Source organism: Rhodococcus sp. NPDC057014 (assembly GCF_042673295.1).
GTDB lineage: Bacteria > Actinomycetota > Actinomycetes > Mycobacteriales > Mycobacteriaceae > Rhodococcus_F.
Genome location: NZ_JBHUSF010000299.1, coordinates 1 through 11,430 on the forward strand (window position 1 = coordinate 1; position 11,430 = coordinate 11,430).

Here is an 11,430-nt window from a genome sequence, read left to right on the forward strand (position 1 = left end):
AGTCCAGAGACTCGTTAACCACTCACGGGCGCGAAGCGCCTAGAGCAGGTCGCGGATGGCCCGCTCGAACCCCGCGACATGCGACAACGTGAGCGCGGACGCGGTGTCCTCGTCGCCATCGACGATGGCCCGGAGCAGGGCGACGTGCTCGCGGACGTGGGCGGCGACGTCCGGCAGCCGGTCGAGGAAGAGGCACCAGATGCGCGTGGCGTGGGCGTCGAGGCTGACGAGGATGTCTTCGAGGTGCGGATTGCCGGACGTCCGGTAGATCTCGCGGTGAACCCGCACGTCCTTGCGCAGGACGTCGCGCGGGTCCTCGCTGTCGTCGATCTCCGCGATCTCGTCGGCGAGCGCGGACAGCCGGGCTCGTGCGTCCTGCGACGCCGTGCGCGCCGCCCGGGCGGCGGCCGTGGGTTCGAGTTGCTTGCGGATCTCGGAGATGTCGGCGAGGTCGGTCATGTCGACGGCGGTGGCGAACGTGCCACGACGGGGGTAGGCGATGACGAGACGCTCCCGTTCGAGGCGCTTGAGCGCTTCCCGCACGGGCGTCCGGCCGAATCCGAGTTCCTCGGCGAGGCGGTCGTCGTTGATCGGCTCGCCCGGACGGATGTCGAGCATGACCAGGCGTTCGCGCACGATCTCGTACGCGCGGTCGGCGTTGGTGCCGCCGTTCGATGCCGTGTCCGCGACCGATGAATGCGCCAGGCTCATGTTCCGTCTCCCTGATTCTCCGGAGCTATTGACCTTTGTCCGGTACTGACCTTACGCTACTTTCCAGTTGATATATCAGTTCCAGTTCAACTGACCTTCCAGAAAGGCGAACCATGACCGTGGACACCGCACATCTCACCGAGGTGGCAGCAGCGAACCCGACGCTGACTCATTCGCTCGCCGATCTCGATCCCGCCGTGCACCGGGCGATCGCGGCCGAACTGGAGCGACAGCAGGGCACCCTGGAGATGATCGCCAGTGAGAACTTCGCCCCGCTCGCGGTGATGCAGGCGCAGGGGTCGGTGCTGACCAACAAGTACGCCGAGGGTTACCCCGGACGCCGCTACTACGGTGGTTGCGAGCACGTCGACGTCATCGAGCAGCTCGCGATCGACCGCCTGACGTCACTGTTCGGCGCCGAGTTCGCGAACGTGCAACCGCATTCGGGGGCGCAGGCCAACGCCGCGGCAATGGCGGCGCTGCTGCAGCCCGGCGACGGCATCCTCGGACTGGACCTCGCCCACGGCGGTCACCTCACCCACGGGATGAAGCTGAACTTCTCCGGCAAGCTGTACGACGTCGCCGCCTACCACGTCCGCGAGGACGACCACCTCGTCGACATGGACGAGGTCGAGCGCCTCGCCCGCGAGCACCGCCCCAAGCTGATCATGGCCGGCTGGTCCGCATACCCCCGCCAGCTCGACTTCGCACGGTTCCGTGCGATCGCCGACGAGGTCGGCGCCTACCTGATGGTCGACATGGCGCACTTCGCCGGATTGGTCGCCGCCGGACTGCATCCCTCCCCCGTCCCGCATGCGCACGTGGTGACGTCGACGACGCACAAGACGCTCGGCGGTCCCCGCGGCGGCGTCATTCTCACCAACGACGCGGCGCTGGCGAAGAAGTTCAACTCCTCCGTCTTCCCCGGACAGCAGGGTGGCCCGCTCGAGCACGTGATCGCAGGCAAGGCCGTCTCGTTCAAGCTCGCCGCCGAACCCGAGTTCCGCGAACGTCAGGAGCGCACCCTGGCCGGTGCGAAGATCCTCGCCGACCGCCTGCTGCAAGCAGATTCGCGAGCCGCCGGTATCAACGTCGTCTCCGGCGGCACCGACGTCCACCTCGTCCTGGTGGACCTGCGCGAGTCCGAACTCGACGGCAAGCAGGCCGAGGACCGGCTGCACCGCGTGGGAATCACGGTGAACCGCAATGCCGTCCCGTTCGACCCCCGCCCGCCGATGGTGTCCTCCGGGGTGCGGATCGGTACCCCCGCTCTCGCCACCCGCGGTTTCGACGAGGCCGCGTTCACCGAGGTCGCCGACATCATCAGCCACGCGCTGCGCCCCGCCACCGACGAGGCCGGACTCGACGACCTGCGTACCCGGGTCGACGCCCTCGCCGCCGCGTTCCCGCTCTACCCCGACCTCACGGAGGCGAACTGATGAGTGCCACCCAGCCACCCGGCGCGCACCTGCCCGACCACCCGGATTTCCTGTGGCGTAACCCGGAACCGAAGAAGTCCTACGACGTCGTGATCGTCGGCGGCGGCGGACACGGTCTCGCCACCGCGCACTACCTCGCCAAGAACCACGGCATCACCAACGTCGCCGTCCTGGAGAAGGGCTGGCTCGCGGGCGGGAACATGGCCCGCAACACCACGCTGATCCGCTCGAACTACCTGTGGGACGAGAGCGCCAAGATCTACGAGCACGCCCTGAAGTTGTGGGAGGGTCTCGAGGACGACCTCGACTACCCGATCCTGTTCAGCCAGCGCGGCGTCCTCAACCTCGCGCACAGCCTCCAGGATGTCCGCGACAGCGTACGCCGGGTCGAGGCGAACAAGCTCAACGGCATCGACGCCGAATGGGTCGGACCCGACGAGGTCAAGAAGCTGTGTCCGCTGGTGAACATCTCGAGCGATATCCGCTACCCGGTGCTCGGTGCCACCTATCAGCCGCGGGCCGGCATCGCGAAGCACGACTACGTGGCGTGGGGGTTCGCGCGCCGCGCCGACGAGGCCGGCATCGACATCATCCAGAACTGTGAGGTCACCGGCTTCGTGACCGACGGCAACAAGGTCACCGGGGTCCGCACCACCCGTGGCGACATCGCCGCCGGGCAGGTCGCGCTCTGCGCGGCCGGGCATACCTCCACCCTCACCGACATGCTCGGCATCCGCACCCCCGTGCAGTCCCACCCGCTCCAGGCCCTGGTGTCCGAACTGCTCGAGCCGGTGCACCCGACGATCGTGATGTCCAACGCCATCCACGTGTACGTCTCCCAGGCCCACAAGGGCGAACTGGTGATGGGCGCCGGGGTCGACTCCTACAACGGGTACGGCCAGCGCGGCGCGTTCCACATCATCGAACGCCAGATGGCGGCCGCTGTGGAATTGTTCCCCGTGTTCGCCCGGGCGCATCTGCTGCGCACCTGGGGCGGCATCGTCGACGTGTGCCCCGACGCCTCCCCGATCGTCGGCCGCACCCCCTACGACAACGTGTATCTCAACTGCGGATGGGGCACCGGCGGATTCAAGGCCACCCCGGGATTGGGCTGGTGCCTGGCGGACACCATCGCGAACGACGAACCGCACGAGTTCATCGCGCCGTTCAGCCTCGACCGGTTCGTCACCGGCGCCCTCGTCGACGAGCACGGCGCCGCCGCCGTCGCCCACTAGCCAGGAGCCACAATGCAACTCATCGAATGCCCGTGGTGCGGGTCCCGTGAGGAAACCGAGTTCCACTACGGAGGCGAAGCCCACGTCGTGTACCCGGAAGACCCGCAGTCGCTGACCGACGAGGAATGGGCGCACTTCGTATTCTTCCGCGCGAACCCGAAAGGTCTTTTCGCCGAACGGTGGAACCACAGCGCCGGCTGCAGGCGCTGGTTCAACGCCGTACGAGACACTGCCACCTACCGATTCCACAGCGTCTACCGCTTGGACGAGCAGAAGCCGACGATATCGTGAACGCACCCTTCCGCACCCGCCAGGGCGGTCGCCTCGACCGCGACACCTCCTACACCTTCACGTTCGACGGCAAAGAGTTGACCGGTCATCCCGGTGACACGCTCGGCTCGGCCCTGCTCGCGAACGGCGTCCACCAGGTCACCACCAGCATCAAACTCGGCCGCCCCCGAGGCATCACCGCCGCGTGGGCCGAGGACACCGGCGGACTCGTGCAGATCGAGGAACCCTTCCCCGAGCCGATGCTGCTCGCCACCACCATCGAGTTGTTCGACGGCCTCGTCGCCCGCGGCATCCCCGGTCAGGGACGCCTCGCGACCATCGCCGATTCGGCGAAGTACGACGCCAAGCACGTGCACACCGACCTCCTGGTCGCCGGCGCCGGCCCGGCCGGTCTCGCCGCCGCGCTCACCGCGGCCCGGGCCGGTGCGCGTGTCGTCCTCGTCGACGAGCAGAGCGAAGCCGGCGGTGACCTTCTCGGCAGCACGGATCTGATCGACGGCGCCCCCGCCCTCGACTGGGTCACCGCCGCGGTCGCCGAACTCGCCACCTATCCGGACGTGCTGCACCTGCAGCGCACCACCGCGTTCGGCAACTACGACGACGGCTTCGTCCTCGCCCTGGAGCGTCGCACCGACCACCTCGGTGTCGAAGCCCCGGCCGCCCTGAGTCGCCAGCGTGTCTGGCGGATCCGGGCCCGGCACATCCTTGTCGCCGCCGGAGCGCACGAGCGTCCCGTCGTCTTCACCGACAACGACCGCCCCGGCATCATGCTGGCGCACGGCGCCCGCACCTTCCTGCACCGGTACGGCGTCAAGGTCGGCGAGCAGGCCGTCGTGTTCACCACCAACGACAGCGCGTACGAGGCAGCGATCGACCTGCACGACGCCGGTGTCCGCATCAACGCGATCGTCGAGGCCCGCGACACCGCCCCCGCCCACCGGCTGGCCGAATGCGAGGCGCGCGGGATCCCCGTCCGCACCGGATCCGTCGTCTGCGGCACCCGCGGCAACGGCCGGGTCAGCCACGCCCTCGTCACCTCCCGCGACGACGACACCGGCACCGCGGTTCCGCTCGCCTGCGACGCACTGCTCGTCAGCGGCGGCTGGAACCCGGCCGTGCACCTGTTCTCCCAGGCCCGCGGCAAGCTCCGCTACGAGGAGACCCTGGGCGCGTTCGTGCCCGGCGAAACCCTCGACGGAGTCTCCGTCGCCGGCTCCGCCAACGGCATCTTCGACCTGGCGGGGTGTCTGCACGACGGCGAGTGGGCGGGCCGGGAAATTCTGAGCGCGTTGAACTTCGACGCCTCCGCCCCCGGCGCGGACACCGACACCTCCGCCGCACCCGAGTCGACGAAGCCCCTGGTGCTCTGGCGGGTCCCCGATGTCGCGGGGCAGGACACCCAGTTCGTCGACGTCCAACGCGACGCGACGGTTGCCGACCTCGCCCGCGCGGTCGGCGCCGGCATGACGTCGATGGAGCACATCAAGCGCTACACGACCATCGGCACCGCCCACGACCAGGGCAAGACGTCGGGTGTCATCTCTTCCGGCATCACCGCCGAACTCCTCGGCCGCCCGATCGAGACCCTGGGCACCACCACGTTCCGCCCCCCGTACACCCCGGTCGCGTTCGCCGCCCTCGCCGGCCGCAGTCGCGGCGCCCTCTTCGACCCCGAACGGGTGACGGCCCTGCACGATTGGCACGTCGGCCGCGGTGCGGTGTTCGAGGATGTCGGCCAGTGGAAGCGTCCCCGCTACTACCCGCTGCCCGGGGAGGACATGGACGCGGCGGTGCTGCGCGAATGCGCCGCCGTCCGCGCCGGCGTCGGCATCCTCGACGGCTCCACCCTCGGCAAGATCGACGTCCAGGGCCGTGACGCCGGTGTGCTGCTCGACATGCTCTACACGAACATGATGAGCACCCTCAAGGTCGGCATGGTCCGCTACGGCGTCATGTGCGGCGTCGACGGCATGGTCATCGACGACGGCACCGTGATGCGCCTGGCCGACGACCGCTACCAGGTCTTCACCACCACCGGCGGCGCCGCGAAGATCCTCGACTGGATGGAGGAATGGCTCCAGACCGAATGGCCCCACCTGCAGGTCCGGCTCACCTCCGTCACCGAACAGTGGGCCACCTTCCCCGTCGTCGGACCGAAATCGCGTGACGTGATCGGTGAGGTCTTCCCCGACCTCGACGTCACCAACGACGCGTTTCCGTTCATGGCCTGGCGCGACACCGCCCTCGGCGACCTGCACGTGCGGGTGGCCCGGGTCAGCTTCTCCGGCGAGCTCGCCTACGAGGTCAACGTCAATGGCTGGCACGCCCCCGCGGTCTGGGCGCGCCTGATCGCCGCCGGCGAGAAGTTCGCCATCACCCCGTACGGCACCGAGACCATGCACGTCCTGCGCGCCGAGAAGGGCTACCCGATCATCGGGCAGGACACCGACGGCACCGTCACCCCCCAGGACCTCGGGATGAGCTGGGCAGTATCGAAGAAGAAGGCCGACTTCGTCGGCAAGCGCTCCTTCAGCCGGCAGGAGAACCAGAACCCGCTGCGCAAACAGTTCGTCGGACTGCTGCCGCTCGACAAGCAGACCGTGCTGCCCGAGGGTGCGCAGATCATCGAGGAGGTACTGGACGGGAACCTGCCACCCGCGCCGGTCCCGATGCTCGGGCACGTCACCTCCAGCTACCTCAGCGCCGAACTCGGCCGCCCGTTCGGGCTCGCCCTCGTCAAGGGCGGCCGAGCGCGAGTCGGCGACACCCTGCACGTCCCGGTGGACGGCCGTCTGGTGGCCGTGGAGGTCACCGGTTCCGTTCTCGTCGATCCCGAAGGAGCACGTCGCGATGGCTGACACCCTCACCCCGCTCAGCCCCCTGCACGGCTGGGACCAGAAGTTCTCGGCGCTCCCCGAATCGGTGCGGATCACCGAGGAACCGTTCGTCTCGATGGTCGACCTGTGGGTCGACCCGAGCGGCCCCGGTGGAGCGGCGGCGGGCGCCGCACTCGGTGTGGACCTGCCCACGACACCGTCGACCCGCGTGGACGGCAGCGCAGTCACCGCGGTCTGGCTCGGTCCGGAGGAGTGGCTGATCACCACGCGATCCCAGTCCCCCGAGGAACTCGAGGGGACGCTGCGCACCGCGGTGACCCCCCACGGCGGCGCCGCGATCGACGTTTCCGGGCAGCGCACGACGATCCGGCTCACCGGAGCGCACGCCCGCGACATCCTCGCCAAGGGCTGCTCGATCGATTTGCACCCCAAGGTGTTCCGTCCGGGATCGGCCGTGCAGACGATGCTCGGTCTCGCCGGTGTCGTGCTGATCGCGCTCGACGACAGCGGCACCGACTACCGAATCCTGGTGCGGTCCTCGTTCGCCCGGTACCTCGCGGCGTGGCTGATCGATGCCGCCGAGGAATTCGGCGTCGATCCCGTGTAACGCGACAGTTCTCGGTCCGGGGGGCGACATGACGGCGTCCCCCCGGGCCGGTCTCTGCAAGGAGGTTCGCACCATGCGCCACCGTTCGATAGTGCACGCGCCCCCGACGGCCGGCGCCGAGCGACTGCTCGGCGCGCTCGCACGCGACATTCCCCTGGTCTGCGGAATCGTCAACGCGACCCCGGATTCGTTCTCGGACGGGGGCCGGCACTCTGACACCACGGCCGCGGTCGAACACGCGTTGGCCCTGGTCGCCGAGGGCGCCGACCTCCTCGACGTCGGCGGCGAATCCACCCGCCCGGGATCCCGCCCGCCGTCCGTCGTGGAGGAGATGGGCCGAGTGGTGCCGGTCGTCGCGACCCTCGCCCGGCACACGTCGGTCCCGATCTCGGTCGACACCTCACGTCCCGAGGTGATGCGCGAGGCGGTCGCCGCCGGCGCGTCGATGATCAACGACGTTCGCGCCCTGCGGCTCCCCGGCGCTCTGCAGGCTGCCGCCGACCTGCAGGTCCCGGTTTGCCTGATGCACATGCTCGGGGATCCGGCGACGATGCAGGACGCACCGCGATATCGGGACGTCGTGCACGAGGTCCGACAGTTCCTCGTCGCCCGCCTCGAGTCGTGTCTCGCGGCCGGGATCCCGCGTGAGCACATCCTGCTCGATCCGGGCTTCGGATTCGGCAAGACCTTGGCACACAACCTCCGGCTGCTGTCCGAACTCCGGCAGATCACCGAGATCGGACTTCCGGTCATGGCGGGCCTGTCGAGAAAGGGCATGCTCGGAGCCATCACCGGCCGCGACGTCGACCACCGCCAGGCCGCTTCGGTGGCCGCCGCGATGATCGCCGCCCAGAACGGCGCCGCCGTCCTCCGCGTCCATGACGTCGCCGCCACCGTGGACGCGGTATCGGTATACCGTGCGCTCGTATATCGTGGTCCCGCCATCTCCAGTCACGCACCGAATCGAGACCCCGCCCTGTGAACACTTCCGTGTCCGCCGCAGCGGGGCTCGCGACGATCGACACAGCTGACGTTCAGCTGATGGAGACGATGTATCACGATCCCCGCACGGGCTTGCGGCATCTCGACCGTCACCTGTCGCGCCTCGCCCATTCGGCGGCGGTCCTCGGGTACGAGTTCGGGGAACGAGAGGTCCGGCGCCACCTCGCACACCAGCTGTCGTGCGCCGGAGCCGCCCGGGTCCGGGTTCGCCTGCACCGCGACGGCGAGGTGGACGTGGACGTCTTCGCGGCGCCGGTCGCGCCTGCCTGCGTATCCCTGGTCCTGGACGACGAGCCCGTCGACTCCCTCGACATCCTCCTCGGGCACAAGACGACGCTCCGCGAGCGGTACGACCGCCGGCGTCGCCGCAACCCCGATGCCGACGACGTCGTGCTCGTCAACGAACTCGGGCACGTCACCGAGACCACGATCGCGAACCTCGCCGCCCGGATCGACGGCGCCTGGTGGACGCCGCCGTTGTCGTCGGGATGCCTGCCGGGTGTCGAGCGGTCGTGGCAGCTCGACCGCGGTGTGATGCGCGAGCGGATCCTCACGCCGAGCGACCTCCTGGCCGCCGAGGCACTGGCCGTGACGAGTTCGCTCAAGGGCGTGCTGCCCGCCACCCTCCGGCCGTAGCCGCTCCGCTTCCGAACCTTCCCCGGATCACCTCTTGACCCACCTCGATGCCTGACCTACCGTTATCACCATTACTGATATATCAATGTCCTACCTGTTTGACTACCAGCGAGACGTCCGCGACCCCAACGCCCTACTGTCAAAGGAAAAGGCATGAGAGCTCGAAAGATTCCCTCGGATCGACGGTTCACGGCCACGCACAGCTGGGTGGCCCTCGCACCGGGACAGAACTTCTCCGACTTTCCGCTCCGCGCGGGCGTCACCGACACGGCCCTCGACGACGTCGAGGCGGTCCGGCTGGAACTTCCGGCAGTACGCAGCACGATCGAGGCCGGCGCCCCCTGCGCCCTCGTCTGGACGTCCGCGCGGAGCGCCGTCACCGTGCACGCGCCGATCAGCGGGCTCGTCACGATGACGAACGAGGACGCCGTCGCGAATCCGCAACTCGTCGCCGACGATCCCTTCCACCGTGGCTGGCTGTTCGCGATCCTGCCCCTGCCGACGTCGTCCGCCTACGGACTCCTCACACCCGCGCAGTACGCGACCGAACTCAGCGAGGCGGTGTAATCCGATGACCATCAGCGTGTTCGACCTGTTCTCCGTCGGTGTCGGCCCCTCGAGTTCACATACCGTGGGACCCATGCGCGCGGCCGCGCGATTCGTGTCCGACCTGCGCACGCTCGGCGCGTTCGACGACGTCACCGATGTCCGCGTCGACCTGTACGGATCGCTCGCCGCGACCGGCGCCGGGCACGGGACGATGTCCGCGGTCCTGCTCGGTCTCGAAGGGTACCGGCCCGAGGCGATCGAGACCGAGGAAATGGAGCAGCGGCTCGAGGCGATGCGGACCACGCGGCGCATCGCGCTCGGCGGTTCGCACCACATCGCGCTGGCCGAGGACGAGATCGTGCTTCATCCGCTGACGATCCTGCCGTTCCACCCGAACGGGATGACAGTGACGGCCTATGCGGCCGGGAACGTGGAAGTCCATCGGGAGACGTACTTCTCGATCGGTGGCGGGTTCGTCGTCACCGAAGCCGAGAGCACGGAACACCGGCCGGCGCCGGCGAGCGGGTCGTCGTTCGGGTCCGCGAAGGAACTCCTCGACATCTGCGCGCGGCACGGATACCGCGTCAGCCAGGTCATGCTCGAGTTCGAGAGCGAAACCCGGTCGGCCGCGGAGATCCGCGACCGGCTGCTCCACATCCGCGACGTCATGGTCGAGTGCGAGCGGCGCGGCATCTCCCGCGACGGGCTCCTTCCCGGTGCGCTGCGCGTCCGGCGCCGCGCCCGGGACTGGTATCTCCGGCTCGATCAGGAAGACCCGCATCGTGATCCCGCGTTCGCGGAGGACTGGGTCAACCTCGTCGCGCTCGCGGTCAACGAGGAGAACGCGTCGGGTGGGCGGATCGTCACCGCCCCCACCAACGGCGCCGCGGGCATCATCCCCGCCGTCCTGCACTACGCCGTCCACTACACGCCCGCCGGCCGGGCCGACCCCGACGAGACCGCGGTCCGGTTCCTCCTCGCGGCCGGCGCCATCGGGTCGCTGTACAAGGAGCGGGCGTCGATCTCCGGCGCCGAAGTCGGCTGTCAGGGCGAGGTGGGTTCGGCGGCGTCGATGGCCGCGGCAGGACTGGCCGAGATCCTCGGCGGCACACCGGAACAGGTGGAGAACGCCGCCGAGATCGCCATGGAACACAGCCTCGGCCTCACGTGCGATCCCATCGAAGGCCTCGTCCAGATTCCGTGCATCGAGAGGAACGCGATCTCGGCAGGCAAGGCCATCAACGCCGCCCGGATGGCCCTGCGCGGCGACGGGACCCACCGCGTCAGCCTGGACCAGGTGATCGAGACGATGCGCTCGACCGGCGCCGACATGCTGTCGAAGTACAAGGAGACGTCCACCGGTGGTCTCGCCGTCAACGTCCCCGTCAACTACGTCGAGTGCTGACATGATCACCGACGAACTCCGACTTCTCCCCGCCCGCGCCGCTCATTTCATCCGGCAGCACCCGGTTCCGGCGCGCGGCGCGTACGCGCCGGAGACCCGACTGTCGGTGCTCGACATTCTCGTGCACTGTGCGTGGGTGCGCGGCGACGCGTTCGTGGCATTCCAGTTACTGAGCCGACGCGCCCTGCCGGACTCGTACCTTCTCCGCCTCGACGTGCTGGACGACGCGCTGGCCGCCCTCGACTCGTTCACCGTGACCGAGGACGAATGCGAACAGGCCTTCGGTCCGAACTGGGACGACGTCGTGCGGCACGCCGTCGATGCGGCAGCACTCGTCGACGAACGGTTCGGAGCACTGACGCGGACGAGCAGCGCCGTCGACGGCCGCCGGCGCCTCGGCGCCTGGATCTGCGCACGTGACGCGGCGTCGGAAGCGGGCCGGATCAGGTCCTGGTACCGCGCCCAGGACGCCGCGTGGGAACGCCACTACATGGACGGGGTGACCCTGCGCGAGGACGAGCGGATGTGTGCCGATCTCGCGACCGCCGTGCGCGACGCGGCGGCTGCGCACGCGGTGTCGGATCTCGTCGGAACACACGATTTCACCAGGGCACACTACGAAACCCTGCTGGAACCGTGGCGCCTCTGTTCACCGGAGGGCGCTAGTGGACTGCCGCGAGCACTGCATCGGTGAACGTCCGCGGCAGGCTCTGATGAC

General features: G+C 69.0%; 11 protein-coding genes. 10 read left to right on the forward strand and 1 reads right to left on the reverse strand.

All coding sequences use genetic code 11. The annotated features are described in order from the left end of the window. Positions 1 to 39: 39 nt before the first annotated feature. Positions 40 to 711: a GntR family transcriptional regulator gene (locus tag ACFTZB_RS36475; protein WP_276136052.1), complete on the reverse strand. Its 672-nt coding sequence runs from the start codon at positions 709 to 711 to the stop codon at positions 40 to 42. Between the two features lie 113 nt (positions 712 to 824). On the opposite strand from ACFTZB_RS36475, the gene glyA reads away from it, so the two are divergent. The 10 genes from glyA (at position 825) to ACFTZB_RS36525 (ending at position 11,406) form a co-directional block, all read left to right on the forward strand. Then, entirely contained in the window at positions 825 to 2,150 is a 1,326-nt protein-coding gene (gene glyA / locus ACFTZB_RS36480; protein ID WP_378439368.1) for a serine hydroxymethyltransferase, read from the forward strand. Beyond that, positions 2,150 to 3,385 carry a sarcosine oxidase subunit beta family protein gene (locus ACFTZB_RS36485; protein ID WP_159924938.1) on the forward strand — a complete coding sequence of 412 codons (1,236 nt, stop codon included), beginning with the start codon at positions 2,150 to 2,152 and terminating at the stop codon, positions 3,383 to 3,385. Before glyA ends, ACFTZB_RS36485 begins: the two co-directional genes overlap by 1 nt. 12 nt (positions 3,386 to 3,397) lie before the next feature. Next, a complete protein-coding gene (locus ACFTZB_RS36490; protein ID WP_124389817.1) occupies positions 3,398 to 3,676 on the forward strand; it encodes a sarcosine oxidase subunit delta in 279 nt (92 codons plus the stop codon). Beyond that, positions 3,673 to 6,534, forward strand: a complete 2,862-nt coding sequence (locus ACFTZB_RS36495) for a 2Fe-2S iron-sulfur cluster-binding protein (RefSeq protein WP_378439371.1) — start codon at positions 3,673 to 3,675, stop codon at positions 6,532 to 6,534. Before ACFTZB_RS36490 ends, ACFTZB_RS36495 begins: the two co-directional genes overlap by 4 nt. Next, the gene (locus tag ACFTZB_RS36500; RefSeq protein WP_378439373.1) at positions 6,527 to 7,120 is read left to right on the forward strand and encodes a sarcosine oxidase subunit gamma; all 594 of its coding nucleotides are present in this window, start codon (positions 6,527 to 6,529) and stop codon (positions 7,118 to 7,120) included. The genes ACFTZB_RS36495 and ACFTZB_RS36500 overlap by 8 nt, the downstream gene beginning before the upstream one ends. A 73-nt stretch (positions 7,121 to 7,193) precedes the next feature. Next, on the forward strand, positions 7,194 to 8,102 hold the full coding sequence (gene folP / locus ACFTZB_RS36505) for a dihydropteroate synthase (protein WP_378439375.1): 909 nt from the start codon (positions 7,194 to 7,196) through the stop codon (positions 8,100 to 8,102). Beyond that, positions 8,099 to 8,758: an aminotransferase class IV gene (locus ACFTZB_RS36510; protein ID WP_378439377.1), complete on the forward strand. Its 660-nt coding sequence runs from the start codon at positions 8,099 to 8,101 to the stop codon at positions 8,756 to 8,758. The genes folP and ACFTZB_RS36510 overlap by 4 nt, the downstream gene beginning before the upstream one ends. A gap of 153 nt (positions 8,759 to 8,911) precedes the next feature. After that, a complete protein-coding gene (locus tag ACFTZB_RS36515) occupies positions 8,912 to 9,325 on the forward strand; it encodes a glycine cleavage system protein H (protein ID WP_378439379.1) in 414 nt (137 codons plus the stop codon). Positions 9,326 to 9,329: 4 nt separating this feature from the next. After that, positions 9,330 to 10,712, forward strand: coding sequence for an L-serine ammonia-lyase (locus ACFTZB_RS36520; RefSeq protein ID WP_378439381.1), 1,383 nt, complete (start codon positions 9,330 to 9,332; stop codon positions 10,710 to 10,712). A gap of 1 nt (position 10,713) precedes the next feature. Continuing rightward, positions 10,714 to 11,406 carry a hypothetical protein gene (locus tag ACFTZB_RS36525; RefSeq protein ID WP_378439383.1) on the forward strand — a complete coding sequence of 231 codons (693 nt, stop codon included), beginning with the start codon at positions 10,714 to 10,716 and terminating at the stop codon, positions 11,404 to 11,406. Positions 11,407 to 11,430 lie beyond the last annotated feature (24 nt).